The organism is Streptomyces phaeolivaceus, assembly GCF_009184865.1.
GTDB lineage: Bacteria > Actinomycetota > Actinomycetes > Streptomycetales > Streptomycetaceae > Streptomyces > Streptomyces phaeolivaceus.
In genome coordinates this window covers 7871635-7898399 of sequence record NZ_CP045096.1, presented here as the reverse complement: position 1 = coordinate 7898399, position 26765 = coordinate 7871635, and the positions used below count along the sequence as shown (strand labels likewise).

Below are 26765 nucleotides of genomic sequence, written 5' to 3'. Positions count from 1 at the left end.
TGACGCAAGCACCGGCAATGGGTTGCATACGTTCTGTGATCGTGCACCCTGCTCCAACTTCCTGTTCGCCCACGTCCGCCGGGACGTCACGTCGGGCGGGGGGCACCGCGCCGTGGACCCGGTGATCATCGTCGGAGCGGGGCCCGTGGGGCTCACGCTCGCCCTCGCGCTGGCGCGCCAGGAGGTACCGTCCGTGGTCCTCGACGAGGGACCGGGCAAGGACGAGCAACGGCTCGCGCGGACGGTGGTACTGAACGAGGACACGGCCGCCCTGCTGGAACGATTGTCCGGCGTCCCGCTCTCCCGGGCCGGCCACCGCTGGACCGGATGGCGGTCGATGCGGCGCAAGCAGGTGATGCGTCAGGTCCGGTTCGGCGAAACCGACTTCGACGAGTCGGAGGCCCCGCCCCGGGACGGGGCGAAGGCCACCCGAGGCGGCCCCGAGGACATCGTCGAAGGATCCGCCGACCTCCCCCCGCTGCACATCGCACAGCACGTCCTGACCGCCGCGCTGCGTGAGGCCATCGCCGGCGAACGGCTCGTCAAGGTCGCCGTGGAGAGCCGTCTCGACGCGATCGAGCAGGAGAAGTCCGGCGTCACCGCCCACACCCGAGGCCCCAAGAGCACCTGGTGGCGCGGGAGTTACCTGGTCGGCTGCGACGGCCCGCGCTCGACCGTCCGCAAGCTCCAGGACATCCGCTTCCCCGGCCGTACGGCGGTGGAACGGCACGCGGTGGCCGCACTGCGCGCCGAACTCCCCTGGCCCGGCGAAGCGTTGCTGCACCGTATGCCGCCGTGGCGCACGGCGGGACCGTCCGGCGGGGAGATCACCGCGCGCCCCCTCGACGGCGGCGTCTGGCGCCTGGACTGGCTGCTGCCGCCGGGCAAGGACCTCGTCACGCCCGAACTCCTCGTGGCCCGCGTCCGCGAGACCCTCGCCGGCTGGACGGGCGGTTCCACACCGCCGTACGACCTGCTGGACACCGGCGTGCACACCGTGCACCACCGGCTCGCCCGGCGGTGGCGGGTCGGCCGGGTCTTCCTCGCCGGGGACGCCGCGCATCTGCTCGGAGCGCTCGGCACCCAGGGGCTCGACGAGGGGCTCCGGGACGCCGACAACCTCGCCTGGAAACTGGCCCTGGCCTGGCACCACGGCCCGCACGAGGCCCTGCTCGACAGCTATCAGGCGGAGCGGCGCGCGGTCGTCGCCACCCGACTGCGCGCCGCCGACCAGGTGCTGCCGCTGCTGCGCGGCGGCAAGGGCCTGCGCGCCTACGTCCCCGGCTCGTCCCGGGGCCATGACGCGCTCCTCTCGGACGGCCACCTGGGGCGCGGGGCACTGGGTGCGCCGGGGGCGTACTCCGACTCCCCGCTGATGCCTCCGCGCGCCGCCGCCGAGACTCCGGTCGAGACACCGCTCGGCCACCAGGTCGTGGATGTGGAGGTGACCGCGGAGGACGGCACCTTCGTACCGCTGCGGGACCGGCTCGGGCGGGGGGCGCTGCTGGTGGTGCTGATCGCGCCGGGCACCGGGGTGTGGGAGCGCAAGCACTGGATGAGCGCCGGGCTCATGCCGCGCCTCGCCGCCGCCGTCGCCGCCCTGCCGCACCCCGCCGAGCTACTTGTCGCCGAGGCCTACCCGGGCGCGGGCGCCCACACCGTCCTCCTCGTCCGCCCCGACGGCTATCTCGTCACCGCCCTGAGCGGCGTACGCCCCGCCGACCTGTACACGGCGGCGGTAGCGACGCTGGGCGGACCGGAGCAGCGGTCCGAGACGACCGAGGCGGCCACGGGTTCCCGCTGAACCGCCCGAGCCGACGAGAACACCCGCCCCCGTCAGACCGTCGCCGTGTCCACCTCGACCGTCGCCGTGTCCACCTCGACCGTCGCTGTGTCCACATAGTGACGGTCAGTTGACCGCTCCGCGCGGTCATGGTCTACTCCGGACCGTGACCGACACCTCTACGCGCCTGTGGCGGAGGGTCCATATGGACCTCGTCCGCTACGCGGGCTGCGTGTGTCGTCCGTCCTGCTGAATTCGCCTCCCTCTTCTTTCCCCGCGCACACCGCCCCCGGGCCGCCGCGCGGTCCCGAGCGAACGCACCTCAGGACGGTACCCGTGTCTGTGTCCCCCGTTGTTCCCCCCGCCTCCGCGCCGACCCTCTCCGCCCCCACACAGGCGGAGCTGCTCGACTTCGCGCGTCGAGCGGCGGCCGACGCCGAACTGATCGCCTCGCTCCCGCTCGACCCCGAGGGCCGGACCTGGGTGCGCCTCGAAGGTCCCGGCGGCAGCGAGGCCTGGCTCATCGGCTGGCCGCCCGGGACCGGTACCGGCTGGCACGACCACGCCGACTCGGTCGGCGCCTTCGTCACCGCCGCGGGCGAACTCAAGGAGTACTCGCTCACCGCCCGGCTGCCCACCGACGGCTGGAAGACCCTCGAACTCACCGAAGACATCGACCGCGAGCGTCAGTTGTCCGCCGGCAAGGGCCGCTCCTTCGGACGCCACCACGTGCACGAGGTGCTCAACGAGTCCACCGAGGAGCACGCGATCTCCGTCCACGCCTACTACCCGCCCCTCCCCCGCATCCGCCGCTACAGCCGCACGGGACAGGTACTGCGCCTGGAGCACGTCGAGCGCCCGTCCGACTGGCAGTGAGCCCGGGGCCGCGCACGAGCGGGCTCCCGCCCAACTCCGCTTGACCGCGACCATGTCGTCCGCGTGCGTGTGCCCTCCCCCGCCCTCGCCAGCCCCCTCGGTTCAGTACCCGTCGTCCTCCAGCCCCTCCGTGTCCTCCCCCTCCTCCTCCAGCGCCTGCCGGACGACACGGAGAGCCATGCCCTCGGGGTAGCCCTTGCGGGCGAGCATGCCGGCGAGTCGGCGGAGGCGCTTATCCCGGTCGAAGCCCCGGGTGGAGCGCAGCTTGCGGGCGACCAGCTCGCGCGCCGTGCTCTCCTCCTGCTCGGAGTCGAGCTGGGAGACGGCCTCGTCGATCAGGGTCGAGTCGACGCCCTTGGTACGCAGTTCCTGGACGAGGGCACGCCGGGCCAGGCCCCGGCCGTGATGCCGGGACTCCACCCAGGCGTCCGCGAACGCGCCGTCGTTGATCAGCCCGACCTCCTCGAACCGCGACAGCACCTCGTCCGCCACGTCCTCAGGGATCTCGCGCTTGCGCAGGGCGTCCGCGAGCTGCTTGCGGGTGCGCGGGGTCCCGGTGAGCAGGCGCAGACAGATCGCGCGCGCCCGCTCGGCCGGGTCCCCTGAGGATTCGCCTTTCTCGGCCCTCGACGAGAAAGACGAACCCCCGTCCTGCGGCCCCCCGCCGTCCGGGCCGTCGCCCGACTCCCCGAAGCCACGCCCCCTGCCACCCCGGTCACCACGTCTGCCGCGCCGCCGAGCACCGGCACCGGCGGCCGAGCCCCCATCGGCACGCGAGCCGCCCTCCCGTCGCGCGGCGCCCCCGTCGCCGTAGGGCTCACCGCCAAACCCGTCACCGCCGTACGCCTCGCCACCGTATGCTTCGACGCCGGACGGCTCGTGCCCGTCCCCGGCGGATCCCCCGATGCCTCCGCCGGTACCCCCGCGCCCCCGGCTCTCGGGGGCACTGGGGCATGCGTAGTCGCCCCAGTCCGTTCTGCGTGTCACGGACTAGCTCTTCGCCGCCGTGGCCTTGGTCTTGGCGGTCTTGGCAGCCACCGCGGGCGCCGTCTTCGCGGCGTCGTCCGCGGGCGTGGCAGCCACCGCCGCGTCCGCATCCGGCTCTGCGGTGGGCTCCTCGGGCCGGACACCGACGCCCAGCTTCTCCTTGATCTTCTTCTCGATCTCGTTGGCGAGATCGGGGTTGTCCTTCAGGAAGTTACGGGCGTTCTCCTTGCCCTGGCCGAGTTGGTCGCCCTCGTACGTGTACCAGGCACCGGCCTTGCGGACGAAGCCGTGCTCCACGCCCATGTCGATCAGACCGCCCTCGCGGCTGATGCCCTGGCCGTAGAGGATGTCGAACTCGGCCTGCTTGAAGGGCGGCGCGACCTTGTTCTTGACGACCTTGACACGGGTGCGGTTGCCGACGGCGTCGGTGCCGTCCTTCAGTGTCTCGATACGGCGGATGTCGAGACGCACCGAGGCGTAGAACTTCAGCGCGCGGCCACCGGTCGTGGTCTCCGGGCTGTTGTGGACCATGACGCCGTCAACGAAGTAGTTGTGCGTCCCCTCTACCTCGATGTCGAACTTCTTCATGGAGCGCGTCGGCGGCTTGACGTGGATGTCGAGGATCTCCGAGGCCACGAGGCGCTGTGTTTCCTCGACGAACTCCGGCTCGACACCGAATCGACCGCGGAAACGCGGAAGCAGCTTGTACTCCATGGAGGGGTGCACGTAGGAAGCCACCATGTCCTGGAAGCGAGCCGACGAGTCAGTGCTGAACTGCAGTACTGCCATCTGCCGTTCTCCTGCCAGGCGAAGGCTCACGTCGAGACCGTGCGTGTCTCGCAGGTAGTCGACGACGCGCTCCCGTGAACCTTCACTCATGGCTTCGACGCAGATCTCGATCCGTCCCGAGCCGCCTTCCGTACGCTCCTGGAGCCCCTTGGAACGCACCGTGAAGCAACCGTCGTCCATGTACCAGACCGCCAGGGCCAGCGGAGTCATCGCCTTGAGATGCTCCCCAGTGATGTGCTTCTTGCCTCCGCCGAAGTAGACGACTTCCCTCAACTCGTCCAGCTCCGGCAGCGGAGAGAAGTCCGCGAAGACCGCACCCTTCTCGTTCTGCGTCCGAGAGCATCCGATATTTCCGAGCAGCGAGACCTTCCAGTCCAGGTACTCGGCCTGCTTGGCACCATGCCCCATACGGAAGCGGGCCCCGGTACGGCCCTTCCGGTTCGGAGAAAGGTTGCCGTCGCCCATCAGCGCCCCGAGGACAACCTGCTCCTGCTGTCCACTCAATGCCTTCTTCTCACTGATGAGTACGCGATCACCAGCGATCAGTTCGCCTGCTTCACGCCAGCCTCCCGGCGTGCGGATCAAGTGGTTCTCCGTCGCGGCGAACTGTGCCTTGCCATTCTTGCCGGACTTGGCCACGGTGAACTGCAGGAACCGCTCGGCGTTCCCATTGTCGAACCAGTTGGTGATGCGGCGGGGGACGACCTTGTCTGTCTCCGGGTCGTAAGAGAGGACCTCCACGTCCATCCGCTGATTGACGATCTTGCCGATCTTCTCCTGCGTGCCGTCGGCGAGCGTGACCCGGGTCGAGTAGTTGAAGCACCCGAACATCACGCCGATCTTCTCGCGGAGCTGGTTGATGAAGATCGCGGTGGTCTTGGACTGGTTGAGCGCGCTGGTGATCTTCCGCAGGGCCTGGCTCATCAGACGGGCCTGCAGACCCACGTGGCTGTCGCCCATCTCGCCCTCGATCTCCGCGCGCGGGACGAGCGCGGCGACGGAGTCGATGACGATGAGGTCGAGGGCGCCGGAGCGGACCAGCATGTCCACGATCTCCAGGGCCTGCTCGCCGTTGTCCGGCTGCGACAGGATCAGGTTGTCGATGTCGACACCGAGCTTCTTGGCGTACTCGGGGTCGAGGGCGTGCTCGGCGTCCACGAAGGCCACCTGGCCGCCGGCCTTCTGCGCGTTCGCCACCGCGTGCAGGGTCAGGGTCGTCTTGCCGGAGGACTCCGGGCCGTACACCTCGACCACTCGGCCGCGCGGCAGACCGCCGACACCGAGGGCTACGTCGAGTGCGGTCGACCCGGTGGGGATGACCTCGATGGGCTCGTTCGGCCGCTCGCCGAGGCGCATCACCGCACCCTTGCCGAACTGCCGTTCAATCTGTGCGAGTGCGGCGTCCAACGCCTTCTCGCGGTCGGTTCCTGCCATGGGTTCCACCCGGTTTGCTTGAGTCGATCGCTTCACGTGAAAGACGCTAACGCCTGCCACTGACAATGGGCCCCGACGCCCGCCCGGCCTGTGGATAACTCGGGCACTTCTCCACGAAAACCCTGCCGAACTCCTGTCGGACTCCGGCCGAGGTCCCCACCAGAGCCTCCATAAGAATGGATGTTCGATTTTAGTGTCAAGCGACACCCCGGGACTTCCGAAGGACTTCCGAAGGACTTCCACGACCGGGTCCCCACCCGTCGCACGGTCCATGCCGAAGGCGGCACGGACTCGTCTCCCGCCCGTGCGCTACGGGGCGGTGTCGCCGTCTCCGCCCGCGTTCTCGGAGTCGTCCGCCGACCGTCCCGTGCCCCGCTGCCTCGCGAGCGTCTCCTCCACCCGCCCGCGCAGCCGGGCGACGAGGTTGCCCGTGCCGCGTCTGCGGTGACCGTGCACCCGGGGGTCGTCGGTGACGTCGTACCGCTTCACATACGCCCCGAGGAAGGCCTGCAGCGTGGCGATGGCGGGGATGGCGATGAGCGCTCCCACGGCGCCCAGCAGCGCGGTGCCCGCGATGACCGACCCGAAGGCGACGGCCGGGTGGATGTCCACGGTCTTGGCGGTCAGCTTGGGCTGCAGCACATAGTTCTCGAACTGCTGGTATATGACCACGAACACCAGGACCCACAGCGCGTACCACGGGTTGACGGTGAAGGCGATCAGCATCGGCAGGGCACCCGCCAGATACGTGCCGATCGTGGGGATGAACTGCGAGACCAGACCGACCCACACCGCGAGCGCGGGCGCGTAGGGCACGTCGAGGTACTCCAGCAGGACGTAGTGCGCGACACCGGAGATCAGCGCCATCAGCCCGCGAGAGTAGAGATATCCGCCGGTCTTGTCGACGGCGATCTCCCACGCGCGCAGCACCTCGGCCTGCTTGGCGGGCGGCAGCACGGAGCACAGCGCGCGCCGCAGCCGTGGCCCGTCGGCGGCGAAGTAGAACGAGAACAACGCGATCGTCAGCAGCTGGAAGAGACCGCCGAGCACCTGCGCGGAGACGTCGAGGACGCCCGTGGCGCTGTTCTGCACGTACTTCTGCAGCCAGTCGGAGCGGAGCAGGCCCTCCTGGATGTCGACGCGCTTGAGCTCCGTGTGGAAGCTCGTGTTGATCCAGCTGATGACGGAGTCGAGGTACGCCGGGAAGTCCTCGACCATCTTGATGATCTGGCCGGCGAGCATCGACCCGAGCAGGGTGACGAACCCGGCGGCCCCGATCAGCGTGATCAGGAAGACCAGGAAGGTGGCGAAGCCCCTGCGCAGCCCCTTCGAGGCCATCCAGCTCACCGCCGGCTCGATCGCGAGCGCCAGGAAGAACGCGATGAGGATGTTGACCAGCAGTCCGATCAGCTGGTGGAACGCCCAACTGCCCAGCTGGAACACGGCGACGAGGGAGAGCGCGAGCACCATCGCGCGCGGCAGCCAGCGCGGCATACGGCCGCTCGGCACCACACCGGGACCCGGGCCGGCCGGGGGGCCGGTGGGCGGTGTCGTGCCGAACGGGGACGCCTGGTGGTCGAACCGCTCGGTCTCGTCTGTGGGGGCCACGGACCAAGTCTCGCCCACGCCACCGACAATCGGTCGCCGCCCCCGGATCTTCCGGTCCAACGACCGGCGTCCACGTGGTGAAGCCCCTGTGTTTTCAGCCTCTTTCAGCGGTTTTCGGCCGGTACGCCCATGGTCGAGCACACCACGCGCCACACGTCCTTGGCCTCCCAGCCGGCGTCCAGCGCCTGGTGCACCGTGCGCTCGCCGAGGCCGGACATCACATGATCGCGCGCGAAGGTGTCGGCGTACCCCTCACCGAAGTGATCCGCCATCCGCTGCCAGAAGACCGTCAACCGCATGAGTCCAGTATCCCGCCCCAGGGGGTGGGCCTGGCCGGGACCGCTTGCCGATACCGCTTTCCGCCCTACGGTCGGACCCATGGCCGAAACCGGAGCATCCCCACTCCCCTCGTCGTCCCCGGCACGCACCCCGCTGGCGCGCGCCGAACAGTTCGTCTGGCTGACCGCGCGCGTGCTGGAGCAGCGCCGTTTCGCGTACCACTTCCTGGACGGGAGCGCCGACGCGGTGGAGACCGCGCTGGCCGCCTACCGCAACACCGACGAGGGCTACGGCCACGCGCTGGAACCCGATCTGCGCGGCCCGGTGAGCCAGCCGCTGCACACCGGGCACGCGCTGCGCGTCCTGGACTCGATCGGGCGCTGCGGCGGACAGCGGGTGGAGCGCGTGTGCCGCTATCTGACATCCGTGTCCACGCCGGACGGCGCCCTCCCCGCGGTGCACCCCGGGCAGCGCGGCTACCCGGCGGCCCCGTTCGTGCCGATCGTCGACGACCCGCCCAGCGATCTGCTGGCCACCGGGCCCGTGGTGGGCCTGCTGCACCGCAACCAGGTGTGGCACGCGTGGCTGTTCCGGGCCACCGACTTCTGCTGGCAGGCCGTCGAGTCCCTGGAGCGGTCGCACCCCTACGAGGTGCATGCCGCCGTGGCGTTCCTGGACTCCGTGCCCGACCGTCCACGCGCGCGTACGGCCGCCGACCGGCTCGGCCGCCTGGTGCGCGAACACCGGCTCGCCACACTGGATCCGCAGCGGCCGAACGACTACCGGGTGTCCGCGGGCTACGCGCCTGGCGAGCACCACTACCCGCACGACTTCGCGCACACCCCCGAGTCCGTCGCGCGCGCGTGGTTCACCGACGAGGAGATGTCCCGCTCCCTCGACTTCCTGGCGGGCGAACAGACGGAGGACGGCGGCTGGCCGATCCGCTGGCGCCAGTGGGCCCCGAGCACGGCCATGGAGAGCCGCCCGATCGTGACGATCGAGGCGCTGCGGACGTTGCGGGCGTACGGCCGGCCGATCGGCTGAGGACCGACCGGTTCCGCAGCCGCCCTGACGTCAGCCCGTCAACGCCCGCACCCCCGCCGTGACGACCACCGCCGCGGCCACGACCAACAGGAAGGGCGCGCGCAGGAGCAGCGCAACGGCTGCCGCGGCGAGCCCCGCGGCCCTCGCGTCCAGCACCAGGACATGTCCGTCGGCGAAGGTCTGCTGGGCCGTGAGGGCGGCGAGGAGGGCCACGGGCAGCAGGGCGGCGAGACGCTGGACGAGCGGGCGTTCCAGGACGCCCTCCGGAACCAGCAGGCCGATGAGCTTGACGGCGTAGCAGCCGACGGCGGTGACACCGATCGCGATCCAGACGTTCATCGGCCCTCCCCGCCTTCTTCGCCCTCTTCGCTCTCTCCGGCCTCGCCGCCGTCCCGCCGGTCGTCGGTCTTCCCCTGACCGTCCGGCCGGTCGTCCGCCCTGCGGCGCCCTTCCGCCCAGAGGACGACCGGGGCCGCCACCGCCGCGACGAGGACCGGGACTCCGGCGGGCAGTACGGGCAGCAGGCCGAGCCCCAGGACGACGGCGATGCCCGCCACGGCCCGCTCCGCGGTGGTCCTCAGCATCGGCGCCAGGAGCGCCAGGAAGACGGCGGGCCCGGCCGCGTCGAGCCCCCACGCGCCGGTGTCGCCGATGGCCTCGGCCCCGAGCGCGCCGAGCAGCGTGGTGAGGTTCCACAGCACATAGAGGCTGAGTCCGGTCACGGTGAAGCCGATGCGGGCGGCACGACGCGTGGGCTGGGCGAGGGCGACGGCCGTCGTCTCGTCGATGACCCACTGCGCGGCGAACGGCCGCACCGCGCGCGGGAGGGCCAGCAACTGGGAGAGCCGCAGCCCGTAGAACGCGTTGCGTACGCCCAGGAAGAACGCCCCGGCCGCCGCCGTGAACGGGTTGCCCCCGGCCGCGAGCGCCCCCACCAGGGCGAACTGGGAGGCCCCGGTGAACACCAGAAGGCTCAGCGCGCAGGTCTGGAGCAGACCGAGCCCGCTGCCCGCCGAGGTCACCCCGAAGGCGAACCCGGACAGCCCGACGGCCACCCCGACCCCCAGGGCGTCCCGGACGACGGCTCCCTCCGGTTTCGCACCGTCGCCGCCACGTGTCTCCACCGTCTGCACTGTCGCCTCTGTCGCCTCTGTCGCCGCGAGACCTGTCTGTTCAGTCACCACAGCCGGGACGGTACGAGCGGCGACCCTCACGGGTCTTGTACGTTCTTGCGCGCCTCCCCCGCCCCACCCGTACGTTCCCGCTGGTACGCGCCCGGAGGCACCCCCACGATCCGGCTGAAGTGGCGGTTGAGATGCGGCTGGTCCGTGAAGCCGACGGAGACGGCGGCCTCGGCGGGGGCCGTGCCCGTGTCGAGCAGGGCGCGGGCCCGGCGGACGCGGGCGTCGGTCAGCCAGGTGTGCGGCGGCATGCCGTAGGCCGTGCGGAAGGCCCGCAGCAGGGCGAAGGGGCTGGTGCCGAGGTCGTCGGCGAGCCGCTCCAGGGTCGGCGGATCGGCCATCCGTTCCTCCAGCACCGCACGCGCGCGTGCCGCGACCGGAGCGCCGGCGGCCCGGACGGCACGCTGGGGCAGCGGCCCGCCGTTGAGGCGCAGCAGCCGGGTCACGGCGACCCGCAGCAGCGTGTCCGCGGCCAGCGCGTTGCCCTCGTCGACGGCCCGCAGCACCTGATGGACGAGGCCCGCCGCGTACGGATCCTCCAGCACGGGGGAGACGAAGCCGGGAGTGCCCCGGATCGTGGTGGTCTCGGCGGCGATCTCGGCCACCACGTCCGGCGACGGGTAGACGGCGCCGTACCGCCAGCCCTCGGGTACGCCGGCGCGGCCGGTGTGCGGGGTGTCGGGGTTGACCAGGGCCAGGGCTCCCGGGCCCGCGTACTGGTCGGCGCCGCCGTGGTGGAACACCTCGACGCCGTCGGCGATGGCCGCGATCACGAAGTTCTCGTGGGTGTGCCGCACGAACTTCTTCTCGACGTAGCTCGCCCGCAGCAGATCGACACCGGGTAGTTCCGCGTACCGCCAGTGCCTCGCCCGCTCCACCGAACCCGCCATACCCCCATTCTGCGTCCGGCGACGACCGCCCCCTGCCTCTCTCCCCCTCCTCCCCCTCCCTCCCGCCCCGTTCCGAGCCGTTTGCCCAGGTCCGGGTCGTTGTCAGTGGTCGGGTGCAGGATGGTGGCATGGTCAGCTCCGCAGATCGAGCCCTCGACGGCTTCTCCCCCGCGACCCGCGGCTGGTTCACGGGGGCTTTCTCCGCGCCCACCGCGGCCCAGGCCGGGGCGTGGCTGGCGATCGGCGAGGGCGCGGACGTGCTGGTGGTCGCCCCGACCGGCTCCGGCAAGACGCTGGCCGCGTTCCTCGCCGCCCTGGACCAGCTGACGTCGACCCCGCCCCCGGCCGACCCGAGGAAGCGCTGCCGGGTGCTGTACGTGTCACCGCTGAAGGCGCTCGCGGTGGACGTGGAGCGGAACCTGCGCAGTCCACTGACCGGTATCCGTCAGGAGTCCGTGCGTCTGGGGCTGCCCGAGCCCGAGGTCAGGGTGGGCATCCGCTCCGGCGACACCCCGCCCACCGAGCGCCGCGCCCTGGCCACGCGCCCGCCCGACATCCTGATCACCACCCCCGAGTCGCTGTTCCTGATGCTGACCTCGGCCGCGCGCGACGCGCTCACGGGCGTGGAGACGGTGATCCTGGACGAGGTGCACGCCGTCGCGGGCACCAAGCGCGGCGCTCATCTCGCCCTCTCCCTGGAGCGGCTCGACGAGCTGCTGCCCGCGCCGGCCCGCCGGATCGGTCTGTCCGCCACCGTGCGCCCCGTGGACGAGGTCGCGCGCTATCTCTCCCCGCACCGCCGGGTGGAGATCGTCCAGCCCCCGTCCGGCAAGGAGTTCGACCTCTCCGTCGTCGTGCCGGTGGAGGACCTGGGCGAGCTGGGCGGTTCCCCGGTCGCCGAGGGCAACGAGGGCGCGGAGCGGCCGTCGATCTGGCCGCATGTCGAGGAGCGGATCGCCGACCTCGTCCAGGCCCACCGCTCCACGATCGTGTTCGCCAACTCCCGCCGCCTCGCGGAGCGGCTGTGCAACCGGCTCAACGAGATCGCGTACGAGCGGGCCACCGGTGTGCCGCTGGACCAGCACCACGCCCCGGCGGAGCTGATGGGCGGCTCGGGCGCGGCCCAGGGCGCGCCCCCGGTCCTCGCGCGCGCCCACCACGGCTCGGTCTCCAAGGAACAGCGCGCCCTGGTCGAGGAGGACCTGAAGGCGGGCCGGCTGCCTGCCGTGGTCGCCACCTCCAGTCTCGAACTGGGCATCGACATGGGCGCGGTGGACCTCGTCGTCCAGGTCGAGTCGCCTCCCTCGGTCGCCTCGGGTCTCCAGCGCGTGGGCCGCGCGGGACACCAGGTGGGCGCGGTCTCCACGGGCGTGGTCTTCCCCAAGTACCGCGGCGACCTGGTCCAGTCGGCCGTGGTCACCGAGCGGATGCGCAGCGGCTCGATCGAGTCCATGCGGATCCCCGGCAACCCGCTCGACGTGCTGGCGCAGCAGCTCGTCGCCATGACGTCGATGGACACCTGGCAGTTCGACGATCTCCTCGCCGCCGTCCGCCGCGCCGCGCCGTTCGCCGCGCTCCCCGAGTCCGCGTTCACGGCCGTCCTCGACATGCTCGCTGGCCGCTATCCGTCCGACGCCTTCGCGGAGTTGCGCCCGCGCGTGGTGTGGGACCGCGTCGCGGGCACGATCACCGGACGGCCGGGCGCCCAGCGCCTCGCGGTCACCTCCGGGGGCACGATCCCGGACCGCGGCCTGTTCGGTGTCTTCCTCGCGGGCTCCGACCCCAAGAAGGGCGGCGGCCGGGTCGGCGAGCTGGACGAGGAGATGGTGTACGAGTCCCGGGTCGGGGACGTGTTCACCCTGGGCACCAGCTCCTGGCGCATCGAGGACATCACCCGTGACCGGGTGCTGGTCTCCCCCGCGCCGGGCGTCCCGGGCCGACTGCCGTTCTGGAAGGGCGACCAGCTCGGCCGCCCGCTCGAACTGGGCCGCGCGGTCGGCGCGTTCCTGCGCGAGGTGGGCGCCCTGTCCCAGGAGGACGCCCGGCTGCGCCTGCTGGCCGCCGGTCTGGATGCCTGGGCCGCCGACAACGTCCTGTCCTACCTGACCGAACAGCGCGAGGCCTGCGGCCATGTGCCCGACGACCGCACGATCGTCGTCGAGCGCTTCCGCGACGAGCTGGGCGACTGGCGGATCGTCGTCCACTCCCCCTTCGGCGCCCAGGTCCACGCCCCCTGGGCCCTCGCCCTCGGCGCGAAGCTCTCCGAGCGGTACGGCATGGAAGCCCAGGTCATGCACGCCGACGACGGCATCGTGCTGCGTCTGCCCGACGCCGACCTGATGGGCCTGGACCTGCTCGACATGGAGCCCATGAAGGCGGGCACACTCCTGAACACGGCGGCCGACGCCGAGCAGGCCCCGGTCGGCGCGGCGGACGTCGCCTTCGACAAGGGCGAGGTCGACCGGATCGTCACCGACCAGGTGGGCGGCTCGGCCCTGTTCGCCTCCCGCTTCCGTGAGTGCGCCGCCCGCGCGCTCCTGCTGCCCCGTCGCAACCCCGGCAAGCGCACCCCCCTGTGGCAGCAGCGCCAGCGCGCGTCCCAACTCCTCCAGGTCGCGAGCGAGTTCGGCTCGTTCCCGATCGTGCTGGAGGCGGTCCGCGAATGCCTCCAGGACGTCTTCGACGTGCCGGGGCTCACCGAACTGATGGGCGACATCGAGTCCCGCAGGGTTCGCCTCGTCGAGGTCACCACCCCGGAGCCCTCTCCCTTCGCCCGCTCCCTCCTCTTCGGCTACGTCGCCCAGTTCCTGTACGAGGGCGACTCCCCGCTCGCCGAGCGCCGCGCCGCGGCCCTGTCGCTGGACTCCCGGCTGCTGGCCGAGCTGCTGGGCCAGGCGGAGCTGCGGGAGCTGCTGGACGCCGAGGTGCTCACCGAGCTGGAGCGTGAGCTGCGCCGGCTCACCGAGGACCGCCGTGTCAAGGACGCCGAGGGCGTCGCGGACCTCCTCCGGCTCCTCGGCCCCCTCACGGACGCCGAGCTGGCCGAGCGCGGCGCCGAGCCGCGGTGGGCGCGGGACCTCGCCGGGACCCGTCGCGCCATCCGGGTCCGGATCGCCGGCACCGACCACTGGGCGGCGATCGAGGACGCGGGCCGCCTGCGCGACGCGCTCGGCACCGCCCTGCCCGTGGGCGTCCCGGAGGCCTTCACCGAGCCGGTCAAGGACCCCCTCGGCGACCTCCTCGCCCGGTACGCCCGCACCCACGGCCCGTTCACCTCGGCCACGGCCGCCGCCCGCTTCGGCCTCGGCGTGGCCGTCACGGACGGCGCCCTCCATCGCCTGGCGGCGAACGGCCGTGTCGTACAGGGCGAGTTCCATCCGGCGGGCATCGGCCAGGAGTGGTGCGACACCACCGTGCTGCGCCGGCTGCGCCGCCGTTCCCTGGCTGCTCTGCGGCATGAGCTGGAGCCGGTGCCGCCGGCCGCGCTCGCCCAGTTCCTGCCGCAGTGGCAGCACGTCGGCGGCGGCCACGGGCTGCGCGGCATCGACGGACTGATCCGCGCGATCGAGCAGTTGCAGGGAGCGTCGGTCCCCGCCTCCGCCCTGGAGAAGCTGGTCCTGCCGTCCCGGGTCGCCCACTACAACCCGGCGATGCTCGACGAACTCACCGCGGCCGGCGAGGTCGTCTGGGCGGGCGCCGGGGCCCTCCCCGGCAAGGACGGCTGGGTCTCCCTGTACCTGGCGGACTCGGCCCCGCTCCTCCTGCCACCCGCGCACCCCCTGGAGCCGACCGCGCTCCACGAGTCGATCCTCAACACCCTCTCCGGGGGCTACGGCCTCTTCTTCCGCCAGATCGCCGACCAGGTCCGCGCCACCGCCCACCCGGACGCCACCGATCCCCAACTGGCCGACGCCGTCTGGGACCTGGCCTGGTCAGGCCGCCTCACCAACGACACCCTCACCCCGATGCGCTCCCTCCTGGGCTCGGGCCGCACCGCGGGCTCCACCGCCCACCGCGCCAAGCGCACGATCCCGCGCGGCCGGTACGGCTCCCTGACGGCCGCCGCCCGCCCCCAGTCCCGTACGGGCCCGCCCACGGTCGCCGGACGCTGGTCCCTCCTGCCCGCCCACGAGCCCGACGCCACGGTCCGCGCCCATGCCCGTGCCCGCACCCTCCTCGACCGGCACGGCGTCGTGACCCGCGGCGCGGTGGGCGCCGAGGGGGTCGAGGGCGGCTTCTCCGCGGTCTACCGCGTCCTGTCCGTCTTCGAGGAGAGCGGTCAGGCCCGCCGCGGCTATGTCGTCGAGGGCCTGGGCGCCGCCCAGTTCGCGATGGACGGCGCCGTGGACCGCCTCCGCTCGGTGTCCCACGCCCGCGACCGCGACGAACCCCTGCCCGGCCCCGCCGCGGACGGCTTCACGGACGGCCCCGGCACCCCCCGGACCCCCTGGGACGGCTCCCCCGACCACACCACCCCCACCCGCTCCTCCACCCCCTCCCCCCGAGCCGTGGTCCTGGCCGCCGCCGACCCCGCGAACGCCTACGGCGCCGCCCTCCCCTGGCCCGATCCGCCCACCGAGGCCGGACACAAACCGGGCCGCAAGGCGGGCTCCCTGGTCGTCCTGGTCGACGGCGAGCTGACCCTCTACATGGAGCGAGGCGGCAAGACCCTGCTCGCCTGGCCCGCCGACCCCGACGCCCGCCCCCAGGACGACCCCCGCCTCCGCCCCGCCGCCGAAGCCCTCTCCGCGGCGGCCCGCGCGGGCTCCCTCGGCACGGTCACAGTGGAACGCGTGAACGGCACCGCGGCCCTCACCGCCCCCCACGGCCCTCTCCTGGAAGCAGCGGGCTTCATCGCGACCCCCCGCGGCCTCCGCATCCGAGCATGATCACTGGGCGCCTCACGACAAGAGCCGGGCACCTCGAAGGGGCGCGGGGCTGTACCGATATGCGGCTCCGCCGCGTGAGCGCGACCAGCCACCCACGAACCCGCACCCGCCAATCAATCGCCCGCCCCCAACCCATCAGGCGCCCGGTCCCACCCACATGCCACCCTTGACCCATGCCCGAAGGCGACACCGTCCGGCAGACGGCGAGGCGACTCCACACCGCCCTCGCCGACAAGGTCCTGTCCCGCTCCGACCTCCGCGTCCCGAAATACGCCACCGCCGACCTCACCGGCCGCACCGTCCTGGACGTCACCCCCCGCGGCAAGCACCTCCTCACCCGCGTCGAGGGCGGCCTGACCCTCCACTCCCATCTGCGGATGGACGGCTCCTGGAAGGTGTACGCCAACGACGAGCGCTGGCGCGGCGGCCCGGCGCACCAGATCCGCGCGATCCTGGGCACCACCGACCGCACGGCCGTCGGCTACCGCCTCCCCGTGCTGGAGCTGATCCGCACCGCGGACGAACACCGAGCCGTCGGCCATCTCGGCCCCGACCTGCTCGGCCCGGACTGGGACCCCGACCGTGCCCTCACCAACCTCCTGAGCGCCCCCGCGCGCCCCCTCGGTGAGGCCCTTCTCGACCAGCGCAATCTCGCCGGCATCGGCAACGTCTACAAGAGCGAACTCTGCTTCCTGCTCCGGGCCACCCCCTGGCTCCCCGTCGGCGCCCTCCCCGACGACACCGCCGCCCGGCTGCCCGCCCTGGCCAAGGACCTCCTGGAAACCAACCGCGACCGCCCGATCCGCAGCACCACGGGCCTGCGCCGCCACGACCTGTTCGTGTACGGCCGGGCCCGCCGCCCCTGTCTGCGCTGCGGCACCCCCGTCCGCGCGGCCGACCAGGGCGACGGCTCCCGCGAACGCCCCACGTACTGGTGCCCCACCTGCCAGCCGGGCCCGGCCCCGGATCCCGGAGCGCCCGGAACTCCCCGCGCGAACCCCCGGTTTCGACGCCGCACACCCAATTGACGGACCGTCAGAAACGCTCGTACCGTCGCCTCATGCCCATCCCGGCGTACGACCTCACCGGCCGCACCGCGTTCGTCACCGGCGCCGGCAGCGGTATCGGCCGCGCGTCGGCCGTCCTGCTCGCCGAGGCGGGCGCGACGGTGCACTGCGCGGACCGCGACGCACAGGGCCTGCACGAGACGGCGACCCTGATCAAGGCCAGGAACGGCACCGCCCACACCCACCACCTGGACGTCACCGACCGGTCCCAGCTCACGCGGGCCGTGGCCGCCTGCGAGCAGCTGCACGTGATGGCGGCGATCGCCGGGATCATGCACAGCAGCCCGGTCCTGGAGACCCGGGACGAGGATCTGGAACGGGTGTGGAGCGTCAACTTCAAGGGCGTGCTCCACGCCTGCCAGGAAGCGGCCCGCCGGATGATCGCCGACGAGACACACGGCAGCATCGTCACCATGGCCTCCGGAGCCGTCGACACCGGCGGCCCGGGACTGCTCTGCTACGGCGTGACCAAGGCGGCGGTGGTCCAGCTCACAAAGACCCTGGCGACCGAGGTGGGCCCGCACGGCATCCGTGTCAACGCCGTGGCACCGGGCTGGATCCGTACCCCCATGACCGACCGCCACGACAAAGAGGCACAGGCACGCACGGAGTCCGTCATGGCACGGCTGTCACCCCTGGGCCGGGTCGGCGAGCCGGACGACATCGCGCACGCCGTGCTGCACCTCGCCTCCGACGCCTCGGCGTTCACGACGGGCCAGATCCTCCGCCCGAACGGCGGGGTGGCCATGCCCTGGTGAGCGCGGCCCCCACCGCGTCCCCCAGCACAGGACCACCCCTCGCGCCCCCTGACGCGCCCCCCGGCCGTCCCGGCACCCGTCTCTTCGGCACGCAGTGGACAGGCAGGAGGCTGAGCCCCCACCCCCCGGCCGCGACCGCCCCCTCCACCGCGCCGGCGTCCGGCACCAGCGCGAGTCGCAGCACACCCCACCACCACAGCGCACCGAGCCCCAGAGCCGCCCCCCAGCGAACTATTCGCATGGCCGCCACCTCCAAGGCCTTCGGGCCCCCAGAACGACGCTAGACGGCCGTCGTCACGGCCGGAGAGGGCGCACCACCGGCACAGGGACGCACGGCCCCCTCACAAGGACCGCGCCCACGGGACACCCGATGCGCCCCGCAGCCACTCACCGCCGTCCTCACGCCCCCACCGGCCACCCGCACCGCGCCGCGCCGCACTATCCGTTCTCCGCCTGGAACATCCAATGGTGAAGCTACGGACTACGCGTTGACCTGGGTCAGAGCACCCTTCCGTGCCATGGATTCCGGTTTCCTTCCGGTGGGCCGGGGAATTTCCGCTGGCCCGGTCTGAGTGTCACCCGGGGTGGCCCACGCCGCATCCAGAACAGACCGCGTCTGCTCCTCGGCCTCGGTGAACAAGTGGGCGTAGATCCGCATGGTGAATGCGACGTCCTTGTGCCCGAGCCTCCTGGAGACGACCTTCGGATTCTCTCCGCCCGCGATGAGCACCGAGGCGAAGTGGTGGCGCAGGTCATGCCACCGGTATGCCTTTGCGCCAGCCTTGGCGCACATCGCTTTGAACGCCCAGTCGAGAGTGCTTTCGCCAATTGGCTTGCCCCCCGGCATGGTGAATAGCAGTCCGGCAAATGGGCCGGACGTCGGGGGAGGATACTTCGCGATGTACCAGGCGAGCAGATCCACCGCCCGCTGGTTGAGCGGAATCGTGCGGCGGCCGGCACCGGTCTTCAGCTTGTCGAAGTAGTGGCCCTTGCCCGGCTCGTACACCAGCTGCCGGTGGACGTCGAGGGTCCGCGGCAGGAAGTTGACCTTGTCGAGGCACAGCCCGCGTATCTCGCCCGACCGTAGGCCGGTGAGGGCGTCCAGCTCGGTCATCACGGCCCACCGGTCGTGGTGCGCCTGGTCGACGATGAGCCGGACGGTAGCGATGTCGGGCGGCTCGATCTGCGGTTCGACCAGCGTGGGCGCCTTGACGCCCATGAACGGGCTGGTAGGAATCATCCGGTCCAGTACGGCGAGCGTGAAGACACTGCGCACCAGGCGGGCGGTCCGGTTTGGCGTGGTGCCGGCCAACTCGTACTTCGTAGTCAGCAGGTTCTGCCAGGCGCTGGCCTCGCTCGGCCGAATGGACCAGATCTCACGGCCCTCCCACTCAGGGATCAGATACCGGTTCATCACTCCCCGGTACTCACGCTTGGTGCGCTCGATGGTGGCCGTGGCCGGAAGCCAGATGTCGAAGACGACCTTCTCAATCGGCGTCTTGCCGCGGTCCGGGTCGATCCACGAGCCGGTGAGCTTCGCTCCTTCCTGCTTGTTGACCTCGTTCTGGGCCTCGGTCTGTGTGCGCCACAGCGCGGTCCGTTCCTTGCCGTCAGGGCCTTCGTACCTTGACTGCCACCGCTTGCCCTGCCCGTGACAGGCGGACGCCACCTTCCCCTTGTGTTCTCCGCACTCCGTCGCCCCGTCGGGCGGTCGGGAGAGATGCCACCGGTCAACGACGTATCCCATGAAGAACCTCGTGGATCGTTTCTGCCTCAACCCCGGCGGCCGCGAGGAGGCGAGCCGCCTCCTCGCGGACCGCTGGGTCGTATCGAGCCAGCTGATTGATGACTAGATGTGGGATGCCGTTCAGGTCGGCGGTGAACGCAGCCACACTGGCCGACCCAAGATCGGCAACCAGGACAACGGCTCTGCGCGCGGACACGGGCAGCCCTCCCCTCCCCCAGGCGGAACATGAACGTTCCGAGGGGAATCGAGACTAATCCCGTTGTGTCTCGTTGCTAAGCGTTTCGGTTCGATTCGTTTTGGTGAGCGCCTGTCAGGTCGGCGAGGAAGCCGCGACGGCGCAACTCGGCCAAGGCGGACTCGGTCGCCTGCCGGATCTCCACGCCGGTCGCACCGTCGATCGACCTGACCATGGCGTTCGTCATGATCGCCGCCACCTCCTCGTCGGCAATCTCCGCGCGCACGTCGTGCCAGCCCCCGGGTGGCTCGCCTCCGGCGATCACCCTCTCGACCGAACCGGCAGGCCAGCCCAGCGCTCGCGCGATCGGGGCCAGCGTTTGCGGCATGCGAGTCTTCGGAACCCTGCCAGCCTCGGCGCCCTGCACAGCCCCCTTGGAGACGCCGGCCTCGGCGGCCAGTTCCTCCTGGGACCACCCGCGCCTCTCTCGCGCTTCCCTCAGCGCCCGCCCCAGGCGGCGCCACACTTCCGGATCTTTGTTCAGTTCCACGAAGCGCCCCTTCGTGTTCCGCGCCAGTCAACGACCGGCAACAACAGGCAACAGAGTACGGGGGGCACACGCTTCCTTGAGCTCAAGAATGCGCCAGCTTTACTCGCGGTAAACCCGATGGACTTAGATGAGCCTCGTTGTGTTGCATCGTTGTGCTTCGTTGGGTACCGTCAGGTCATGCGAGTCGACGGACCGAGAATCCGCCGCCGGCGCGAGCTGAGTGGGCACGGCCTACGCGCCTTCGCGGACTCCGTCGGTATCTCAGCCAGCTATCTGTCCCGGATCGAACGTGGCCAGCGCGCCCCGCAGCCCGAGGTCCTGGCAGCCATCGCTGGACGCCTGCAGTGCCCCATCGAAGAGCTCGAACAGAGGAGCCGAAATGAGCGAGGCGAACACGAACTCGCCCTACATGACGACCAAGGAACTCGCGGTCCTCGTCCGTAAGTCGCCCGCGACCGTCCGCGGGTGGCGGCACCGGGGTGCCGGACCGCGCGGGACGAAGGTCGGCAAGGAGGTCCTGTACCACCGCGACGTCGTCCGCAAGTGGCTGCAGGCCAAGGAGAGCGCGGACCCGGTGGGTCAGCGCGCGTCCGCCTGACCCGCGCATGGTTCGGGGCCGCGCCCGGCTGGACCCCGGAACACGACCCCTCCGGCACACCTCACCCATCAGAAATGAGGACACCGTGACCGCATCATCCCATTACCCCCACCGCCCCGAGCCACAGCCGTTCGGTTTCCAGGCGGCCGTCTCTACGCCGGTGCTGCCGCTGCGGCACGTTGCGGCGCTGCAGACCCGCACGCCTGTCCCGCCGCCCGTGGCGCCGGTTGTCGGGCGGCCGGAGCCGCTCATGCCGATGTGCGTCACCTGCGGCAGCCGGCGCGGCCCGCTCGTTCCGCGCGGCGACCACTACGACAACGGCGCCCAGGTCCTCGTCTGCGGCGGCGACCGGCAGTGCACCGCCGGGCCGCCCGAGCCGGCCGACCACGTGGTCCGTACGTACGACGGCCTGACCGTCGAGGCGATCGCCGAGGCGGCCTGCGCCCAGGCCCGCGCCGAGCTGCGCACCGAGATCGAGGCCATGGCCGAGGCGGTGGAGTGGTTCCATCAGCGGTGGCTGGCCACCGCCCCGCTGTTCGCGGGCTGCCACGCCGTGCATGCCCTGTGTGCGGGCCGTCCGGGCTTCTACCACCTGCCGGTGAGCGAGATCCTGTCCGCTCTCGACGGCGGGCAGCCCGCCACCGTCGGCGGGGAGCGGGCTCTGCGTCTGACGTGGGACGGGCTGATCGCCCCGCCCGCCGGTGACCGCCCCGGTGAGGGCACCCTGATCGGCTGCGAGACCGGGTTCGGCGGTACGGGGGTCCTGGCCCTCGACGACGACCAGCGCGCCGACCTGACCGCCCGTCTCCTGGCGACCGTGCATCAGGCCGAGGCCTGCGCCACCCCCGGCTGCGGTCTCGCCGTCGATGACCTCGACGAGACGGACCCGTCGGTGTGGGGGTGGATCCTCGTCGACGTCGTCGGCACCGAGGGCGGCCCGCGCTGGTGGTGCACCCCGCTCTGTGCGAGCGCGGCCATGGCCGCCGCCGGCGCCGAACTCGCGGCCGCCGACCAGGCCGCCGCCACCGACCCCACCCAGCAGGCCCCCCAGGCGCCGGACACGACCGCCGTCGTCACGGCCGTCGAGGACGACGTGGCCCGCTGCGCGCGCTGCGGCTGCACCGAGGACCGCGCCTGCGACGGCGGCTGCCACTGGGTGCCCAACCCGCAGATGCTCGACCTGTGTTCGGCCTGCGCCAGCCCGGACGAGCTGGCCTTCGCCGCCGTCCGTCCCGAGGGCGGACAGGGGGCGGCCTCGTGATTGTCTCGATGATCGCCGTCGTGTTCGCCGCGTGGGTGGTGGCCATGCTCATCGCCTACCTCTGCGACGACCAGGCCCACGGCCGCCGGACCGGCGGTGACCTGTGAGCGAGTCAATGAACCTGATCGAACTCGCCCTCGCCACCTACACCGAGGGCACGGCATCCCTGACGGATCCGGACGCCGTGGCGCAGGACCGGGAGCGATTCCTGCAGTACGCCCGGTCGCACGCGGACGAGACGCTGTCCCAGGCCGCCGGTGAACTCGTCTGGCAGTACGTCACCGAGGGACTGCCCGACCAGGTGGAGGAGGCCCGCGCCGTCCTCGCCGCCGGGCGCCCCGACTACCTGCGCTACCGCCACGACCCCTCCACCGACTCGGTCGACGCCGAGGTGTCCTTCGACCTGGTCCAGCCCTGCCTCGCCTGCGGCGAGGACCGTGTGTCGCCCGTGAGGGGCCTGTTCCACCTCGGCGAACTCCTCCACGAGGAGCCTCACCCGGACCCGGACCCGGACCCGGCCGTGCAGCGCGAACCGGGACCGCTCGCGGCCGTCGAGGCGTTGGACGCCCGCGCCGCGGACGTGTCCGGCCTGGCCCGCCGTCTGATGGCGCGCTACCCAGACACCGGCCTGACCCTGTCCCACATCCACTGCAGCGGTTGGGACGACGGCGGCGGCAGCACCACGGTGGATGTCCAGGCAGCCAGCGTGGACGCTGTCCGCGAGGTCGCGGCCGGACTCGGCATCGAGGTCACCACCCACCACAACGACACCCCCGGCCCGTACGGGGGCGTCCTCGAACACGCCAGGGCCAGGGGCACCCTCGGCGCCGACGTCGAGGTCACCGTGCGCGGCTGCACCCGGCTGACCGACGACGAGGCCGCCGTATGGCGCGCCCAGCAGGACATGCCCGCCGAGGCTGAGACCGGGGCGGCGGGTGGTGGGCAGTGACCGCCATCGATGAGACTCGCGCGGCGGGCCCGGCCGGGAAGGACACCCACGGCCGCGCTGTGGGCGGAGTTCACCCGGCGCCGGGTCTGCCGGACAAGGTCCTCGCGCAGCTGCGGGCGAAGGCCTTGGTGCTGCCGCGGGGCACGCGCCCCGGGCAGGGCTGGTCGCCGCGGACCGACGCGGAGATGCATCTGCTCACCGAGGGACGTCGCCTCGACCACGCGCGGCAGCTGCTGCTCGCCGAGGTCGGGCGTCTGCGGCACGCGCTCGGGACACCCCGCGGTGACGTACACGAGAAGAAGCCGGAGGCGGAGAAGGGCCCGCAGGGCCGCTGCCCGCTGAGTGCGACCCAGCTGTCGGCGCTGATCGGCGCGTCACGTGGGGAGACGCTGCAGGAGACCGCGGAACGTCTGCGGATCCCCTACGAGACCGCCCGCACCCGCCGTAGCCGCGCCATCAGCCAGCTGAAGGCACGCTCGGCGACGCACGCGGTCGCGATCGCGATGGCCGCCGGCTGGATCACGCCGTGGCAGCCCGGCGGGGGTGAGGGCCGGTGACCGGGACCGTTCAGCGGCTGACGCTGCTGCCGCACCTGCCCTACGGCGACGCCGTGCACATCGTCCTCGGCCGGGCCGGACTGGTCCCCGACGTGCTGGAGGCGGGCCTGCGCGTCGAGGACCCCAAGCGGGGCCCGGAACTCTTCCTCACCTTGTCCTGGCTGCCGCAGCACCCGGACCTCACCGACCCGGCCGGCCTGGACCTGCTGTGGTCGCACCTGACCGGCTGGTCGGCACGGTCCGGACCGGACGTGCGGCGGCTGCTCGTCAGCGCGTTCGCCGCCCCGCCCGTTCTCGCCGACGCGGCCCTGACCCTGCTCACCGGCGGCCTCGGCGCCCCGTGGCAGCCCGCCACGGTGCTGCACGAGTGGGAGGACGGCCGCGCCCTCGACCTGGCCCTCAACTCGGCGGCCGAGCAGGGGCTGATCGCGTGGTGACCCGTCCGATGCCGGTGCTCGGCCTGCGGCCGGGCGATCAGGTCCGTCAGCCCTGCGGGGCGTGGCTGACCGTCGGACGCCGACCGCGGCCCAGCCGCACAGGCGCCGTCCTGACCTGGCTCTACCAAGGCGGCGGCATCGGCCAGGCCGACTGGCTCGACCTGGTGCCCTGCCGTCCCGACACCCGTCGCAAGGGAGCGTCATGAACCCCGTCCACTCCGTGCTCGCCCGGCTGATCGGCAGGCCCCTGCCCGAGAACCTGCCGCCCGTCAGCCCGCACACCGTCGCGTCCGCCGAAGCCAGCGCGGCGGACGCCGGCCGGACAGCCGCCGTGACCGCCGCCGGCGCCATGCTGCCGCCCCGGCCGACCCCGGCGCTGCTCGCCAAACGCCCCGCACCGCCCGTACCGGCGGTGCGGGAGGCGGAGAGCCCGGACGTCGAGGCGCTGCGCCTGGAGGTGGAGCGGCTGCGGCTGTTGCGGACGCCCGCCGACGTGCGGGCCCTCGCGGTCCGGCTGCAGATGTCGGAGGCGGCACGCGCCGCGCTCGACCAGCGGGTCCTGGACCTGCGGGCCGCGAACGAGTCGCTGACCCGCACGGTGCTTCAGGCGGCCCTGGAGAACGAGCGGCTCACCAACGAACTGACGCTCGCGCGTCTCGCGGCTCGCCCGTGAGTCCCCGCCTGGGCCTGGTCGCGGACGCCGTGACGGCGCTCCTGGCCGACCGGCTCACCGAGGAGATGCCGCTGCTGCCCGCCTACGACATCCAGCGCATCGCCGACGCCCAGACCGAAGCCCTGGCCGCCGCCGGAGCCCGGATCACCCTGCCCGTCACCGCCCTGACCCGCACCACTGCTGGAGACACCCCGTGAACCTCACCGACACCGGAGCGCACATCGCCGTCTTCCTCGGCGGCCTGGCGATCGCCACGGCGTTCATCGGGGGCCTCGTCCTCGCCCGCCGCCCCCGCTACCAGGGCCCGGAGCCGTACGCCGGTTTCCGCACCGGCGCCCGCGCCGACAGCGGCAGCCTCGTGCTGCTGGCATGCGAGGGCCACTGCGACGGGGACACCGCGCACGAGACCGACGGCGAGGACACCGCGACCTGCGTCCTGTGCGGCACCCCCCGGCCGGTCCCGGCACCTGACCCGGCCTGACCCGGCCCCTCCGATCCGCCGGGCGGGCGGCACGTGACCTGAGACCCGTCCCGCCCGCCCGGCCCCATCCCTTTTCTGGAGTTGTGCATGTCCCGTACCACCGCCGCGCCCACCGCCGCCTGGTTCGAGCACCTGGTCGACAGCGTGCGCGCCCTCGGCGAGGCCGCGCACGAGTGGCAGATCGCCGACCAGCAGGCCCGGCTCCTGCAGGCGAACGTGCAGATCGAGCGCCGTGTCCTGCACGAGGGCAAGATCACCGGCCAGCCCGCCGCCGACACCCGCGGCTGGGAGAGCAGGCCGGCCTCACGCGAGCCGCACCCCGACGCGGTGTTCGCCCTGCAGAAGATCTATCTGGAACTCGGGTTCACCACCCGCCGCCGCTACGAACACGCCGCGATGCTGTACGCGTCCGGCGCGGCCTGGGCGATCGCCCGCGTGCAGGCGGGCGAGACGCCGGCCCGGGTCACCTTCGCCCTGGACACCGAACGCCGTCACATCCCCGGCTCCTGCGCGGTGGACGGCCTCGACCGGTACACCGAGGCTGGCCGGATCGCCGCGGCGTACAAGCGGCTGATCAGCCTGCAGATCGCCGGCGACCACGCCGAGGAGCTGGCCGGCCGGGACTACATCGCCGACCACGAGGCGGGCGAGATGTTCGACGCCGCGCAGGCGGCCGAGGGCCTGGCCGACGCCGCGTACGCGTACGGGCTGCTCGCCGAACGCGCCGTCGGCTTCGTGCTGCTGGAGCCACGCAAGAAGCACGCCCAGGAGCTGGCCCGGGTCCGCGAGGCCGCCCAGGCCGAGACCGGCCGGCAGCCGGGCGGTGACCAGTGAGCACCGCGTACTACGACGAGGCCGAGCTGGGCGTCGACGAGGCGTGCGGTGAGGGCATGTGCCAGTGCCGCTGCGGCACCGGCTGTGTGTGCGGCTGTGAGTGCCCGGGTGACTCGGACGAGTGGCAGCCCGGCGAGTGCGACGGCTGCTACGGCGGGCCCTACTGCGCCTGTGAGGCCGGGCAGGGAGCCGACTACGCGGAGGACTGCCGCTGCGGCCCTCCGGTCGACGAGCCGCCGTCCGAGGCCGCCCTCGCGCTGGCTCGCGAGCTCGGGGAGGCAGGCCTGTGAGCGCCGTCGACCAGCGCGCCGAGGCGCACCGGTTGAAGACCGAGTGCGGGTACGGAGAGCGGCGGATCGCGGGCGAGCTGGGCATCAGCCGGCACGCGGTCAGGCGGCTGCTCGGCCGTCCGCTGCCGAAGCCAGTGGTCGACGTGGTCGGCCAGGAGCGGCCGGTGGTCGACCATGTTGAGGAACCGGTCGGCCTGGTCGACCGGCAGGCCCGACCGGTCGACCAGGAGCGGCCGCCGTCCGGTCCGGTGGTCGGCCGTCGGCCCTCGGTGGTCGAGCCGGTGGTCGAGGGCGTGGTCGTGCCGGTCGGCCACGCGGTCGGCGCAGTGCGGTTCCCGCTGCCGGGGGCGCGCAGTCCCTGGTTGCGGGTGGATCTGTCCGGTCGCCGGGGACTGCTGCGGGACCTGATGAGCCTGGTCCGCCTCGGCCTGCAGATCCCGTACGTGGTCGAGGACGTCCTCTCCGCGTTCGCCGCCGCCTACCACCAGGCCGTCACCACCGGGCAGTTGGCGCCCGGCCAGGGCTACGACCTGCAGATCCGCGTACGGCCCTGCCGGCACGCGGCGTGAAGACCGGCCGTCCGCCCCGCCCCGCGAACGGGGCGGGCGGCCACTGTCCGGCCGCTGGT

Annotated in this window: 29 protein-coding genes and 3 pseudogenes; 20 read left to right on the top strand and 12 right to left on the bottom strand. The window is 72.3% G+C overall.

From position 1 onward, the window contains the following. Window positions 1-112: 112 nt before the first annotated feature. The 3 genes from F9278_RS36445 (at window position 113) to F9278_RS36440 (ending at window position 2659) form a co-directional block, all read left to right on the top strand. Window positions 113-1804, top strand: a complete 1692-nt coding sequence (locus F9278_RS36445; protein WP_152172101.1) for an FAD-dependent monooxygenase — start codon at window positions 113-115, stop codon at window positions 1802-1804. A gap of 184 nt (window positions 1805-1988) precedes the next feature. Next, entirely contained in the window at window positions 1989-2036 is a 48-nt protein-coding gene (locus tag F9278_RS48535) for a hypothetical protein (protein WP_309506048.1), read from the top strand. Window positions 2037-2119: 83 nt separating this feature from the next. Beyond that, a complete protein-coding gene (locus F9278_RS36440; protein ID WP_152172100.1) occupies window positions 2120-2659 on the top strand; it encodes a cupin domain-containing protein in 540 nt (179 codons plus the stop codon). 102 nt (window positions 2660-2761) lie between these two features. Here F9278_RS36440 and recX read toward each other — a convergent pair whose 3' ends face one another. The 6 genes and pseudogenes from recX to F9278_RS36420 form a co-directional block, all read right to left on the bottom strand. Next, window positions 2762-3646, bottom strand: coding sequence for a recombination regulator RecX (gene recX / locus F9278_RS36435; protein ID WP_152172099.1), 885 nt, complete (start codon window positions 3644-3646; stop codon window positions 2762-2764). A 3-nt stretch (window positions 3647-3649) separates the two neighbouring features. Then, a pseudogene (locus tag F9278_RS48530) lies at window positions 3650-4282 on the bottom strand (intein-containing recombinase RecA); the annotation flags it as partial. A gap of 123 nt (window positions 4283-4405) precedes the next feature. Further along, a pseudogene (locus F9278_RS48525) lies at window positions 4406-5020 on the bottom strand (intein-containing recombinase RecA); the annotation flags it as partial. Next, window positions 5021-5869: pseudogene (recA, locus tag F9278_RS48520) on the bottom strand (recombinase RecA); the annotation flags it as partial. It lies immediately after the preceding pseudogene. A gap of 309 nt (window positions 5870-6178) precedes the next feature. Continuing rightward, window positions 6179-7477, bottom strand: a complete 1299-nt coding sequence (locus F9278_RS36425) for an AI-2E family transporter (protein ID WP_226967103.1) — start codon at window positions 7475-7477, stop codon at window positions 6179-6181. A 104-nt stretch (window positions 7478-7581) separates the two neighbouring features. Then, complete coding sequence (locus tag F9278_RS36420; protein WP_152172096.1) at window positions 7582-7776, bottom strand: DUF3046 domain-containing protein; 195 nt, start codon at window positions 7774-7776, stop codon at window positions 7582-7584. 79 nt (window positions 7777-7855) lie between these two features. On the opposite strand from F9278_RS36420, the gene F9278_RS36415 reads away from it, so the two are divergent. Beyond that, complete coding sequence (locus F9278_RS36415) at window positions 7856-8800, top strand: hypothetical protein (protein WP_152172095.1); 945 nt, start codon at window positions 7856-7858, stop codon at window positions 8798-8800. Window positions 8801-8830: 30 nt separating this feature from the next. Here the strand turns inward: F9278_RS36415 and F9278_RS36410 are convergent, their stop codons facing one another. Genes F9278_RS36410 through F9278_RS36400 form a run of 3 tightly spaced genes read right to left on the bottom strand, consistent with a single transcriptional unit; the run spans window position 8831 to window position 10871 of the window. Next, on the bottom strand, window positions 8831-9139 hold the full coding sequence (locus tag F9278_RS36410) for an AzlD domain-containing protein (RefSeq protein ID WP_152172094.1): 309 nt from the start codon (window positions 9137-9139) through the stop codon (window positions 8831-8833). Then, complete coding sequence (locus F9278_RS36405) at window positions 9136-9981, bottom strand: AzlC family ABC transporter permease (protein WP_404818974.1); 846 nt, start codon at window positions 9979-9981, stop codon at window positions 9136-9138. The genes F9278_RS36410 and F9278_RS36405 overlap by 4 nt, the downstream gene beginning before the upstream one ends. Before the next feature lie 29 nt (window positions 9982-10010). Further along, complete coding sequence (locus F9278_RS36400) at window positions 10011-10871, bottom strand: AraC family transcriptional regulator (RefSeq protein ID WP_152172093.1); 861 nt, start codon at window positions 10869-10871, stop codon at window positions 10011-10013. 128 nt (window positions 10872-10999) lie between these two features. Here F9278_RS36400 and F9278_RS36395 point away from each other — a divergent pair, with 128 nt between their 5' ends. The 3 genes from F9278_RS36395 to F9278_RS36385 all read left to right on the top strand — a co-directional run bounded on the left by F9278_RS36395 (window position 11000) and on the right by F9278_RS36385 (window position 17585). Next, entirely contained in the window at window positions 11000-15760 is a 4761-nt protein-coding gene (locus F9278_RS36395; protein WP_152172092.1) for an ATP-dependent helicase, read from the top strand. Window positions 15761-15933: 173 nt separating this feature from the next. Then, window positions 15934-16788 (top strand): Fpg/Nei family DNA glycosylase, encoded by an 855-nt coding sequence (locus F9278_RS36390; RefSeq protein ID WP_152172091.1) that lies wholly within the window; start codon window positions 15934-15936, stop codon window positions 16786-16788. Window positions 16789-16820: 32 nt separating this feature from the next. Beyond that, entirely contained in the window at window positions 16821-17585 is a 765-nt protein-coding gene (locus F9278_RS36385; protein ID WP_152172090.1) for an SDR family NAD(P)-dependent oxidoreductase, read from the top strand. Here the strand turns inward: F9278_RS36385 and F9278_RS47660 are convergent. From F9278_RS47660 to F9278_RS36370, 3 genes are all read right to left on the bottom strand, one after another. Further along, window positions 17533-17826, bottom strand: coding sequence for a hypothetical protein (locus tag F9278_RS47660; protein ID WP_152172089.1), 294 nt, complete (start codon window positions 17824-17826; stop codon window positions 17533-17535). The two genes, F9278_RS36385 and F9278_RS47660, sit on opposite strands and share 53 nt — an antisense overlap. 240 nt (window positions 17827-18066) lie before the next feature. After that, the gene (locus F9278_RS36375; RefSeq protein WP_152172088.1) at window positions 18067-19332 is read right to left on the bottom strand and encodes a tyrosine-type recombinase/integrase; all 1266 of its coding nucleotides are present in this window, start codon (window positions 19330-19332) and stop codon (window positions 18067-18069) included. 272 nt (window positions 19333-19604) lie between these two features. After that, entirely contained in the window at window positions 19605-20057 is a 453-nt protein-coding gene (locus tag F9278_RS36370) for a helix-turn-helix domain-containing protein (protein ID WP_226967102.1), read from the bottom strand. Window positions 20058-20174: 117 nt separating this feature from the next. Between F9278_RS36370 and F9278_RS48880 the strand changes: the two genes are divergently transcribed. The 13 genes from F9278_RS48880 (at window position 20175) to F9278_RS36305 (ending at window position 26706) form a co-directional block, all read left to right on the top strand. Further along, entirely contained in the window at window positions 20175-20501 is a 327-nt protein-coding gene (locus F9278_RS48880; protein ID WP_152172086.1) for a helix-turn-helix domain-containing protein, read from the top strand. Next, on the top strand, window positions 20437-20655 hold the full coding sequence (locus F9278_RS36360) for a helix-turn-helix domain-containing protein (RefSeq protein ID WP_152172085.1): 219 nt from the start codon (window positions 20437-20439) through the stop codon (window positions 20653-20655). Before F9278_RS48880 ends, F9278_RS36360 begins: the two co-directional genes overlap by 65 nt. 85 nt (window positions 20656-20740) lie before the next feature. Continuing rightward, window positions 20741-21916 carry a hypothetical protein gene (locus tag F9278_RS36355; protein WP_152172084.1) on the top strand — a complete coding sequence of 392 codons (1176 nt, stop codon included), beginning with the start codon at window positions 20741-20743 and terminating at the stop codon, window positions 21914-21916. Between the two features lie 115 nt (window positions 21917-22031). Then, window positions 22032-22865 carry a hypothetical protein gene (locus tag F9278_RS36350; protein ID WP_152172083.1) on the top strand — a complete coding sequence of 278 codons (834 nt, stop codon included), beginning with the start codon at window positions 22032-22034 and terminating at the stop codon, window positions 22863-22865. Next, complete coding sequence (locus tag F9278_RS36345) at window positions 22862-23422, top strand: helix-turn-helix transcriptional regulator (protein ID WP_152172082.1); 561 nt, start codon at window positions 22862-22864, stop codon at window positions 23420-23422. Before F9278_RS36350 ends, F9278_RS36345 begins: the two co-directional genes overlap by 4 nt. Continuing rightward, window positions 23419-23859, top strand: a complete 441-nt coding sequence (locus F9278_RS36340) for a hypothetical protein (protein ID WP_152172081.1) — start codon at window positions 23419-23421, stop codon at window positions 23857-23859. The genes F9278_RS36345 and F9278_RS36340 overlap by 4 nt, the downstream gene beginning before the upstream one ends. Continuing rightward, a complete protein-coding gene (locus tag F9278_RS36335; RefSeq protein ID WP_152172080.1) occupies window positions 23853-24065 on the top strand; it encodes a hypothetical protein in 213 nt (70 codons plus the stop codon). The genes F9278_RS36340 and F9278_RS36335 overlap by 7 nt, the downstream gene beginning before the upstream one ends. Beyond that, entirely contained in the window at window positions 24062-24532 is a 471-nt protein-coding gene (locus tag F9278_RS36330) for a hypothetical protein (protein ID WP_152172079.1), read from the top strand. Before F9278_RS36335 ends, F9278_RS36330 begins: the two co-directional genes overlap by 4 nt. Then, window positions 24529-24729, top strand: a complete 201-nt coding sequence (locus tag F9278_RS36325) for a hypothetical protein (protein WP_152172078.1) — start codon at window positions 24529-24531, stop codon at window positions 24727-24729. Before F9278_RS36330 ends, F9278_RS36325 begins: the two co-directional genes overlap by 4 nt. Continuing rightward, window positions 24726-25013 (top strand): hypothetical protein, encoded by a 288-nt coding sequence (locus F9278_RS36320; RefSeq protein ID WP_152172077.1) that lies wholly within the window; start codon window positions 24726-24728, stop codon window positions 25011-25013. The genes F9278_RS36325 and F9278_RS36320 overlap by 4 nt, the downstream gene beginning before the upstream one ends. 87 nt (window positions 25014-25100) lie before the next feature. Beyond that, window positions 25101-25847 (top strand): hypothetical protein, encoded by a 747-nt coding sequence (locus F9278_RS36315; RefSeq protein ID WP_152172076.1) that lies wholly within the window; start codon window positions 25101-25103, stop codon window positions 25845-25847. Then, complete coding sequence (locus F9278_RS36310) at window positions 25844-26137, top strand: hypothetical protein (RefSeq protein WP_152172075.1); 294 nt, start codon at window positions 25844-25846, stop codon at window positions 26135-26137. The genes F9278_RS36315 and F9278_RS36310 overlap by 4 nt, the downstream gene beginning before the upstream one ends. Continuing rightward, window positions 26134-26706, top strand: coding sequence for a hypothetical protein (locus F9278_RS36305; protein ID WP_152172074.1), 573 nt, complete (start codon window positions 26134-26136; stop codon window positions 26704-26706). The genes F9278_RS36310 and F9278_RS36305 overlap by 4 nt, the downstream gene beginning before the upstream one ends. Window positions 26707-26765: the final 59 nt, after the last annotated feature.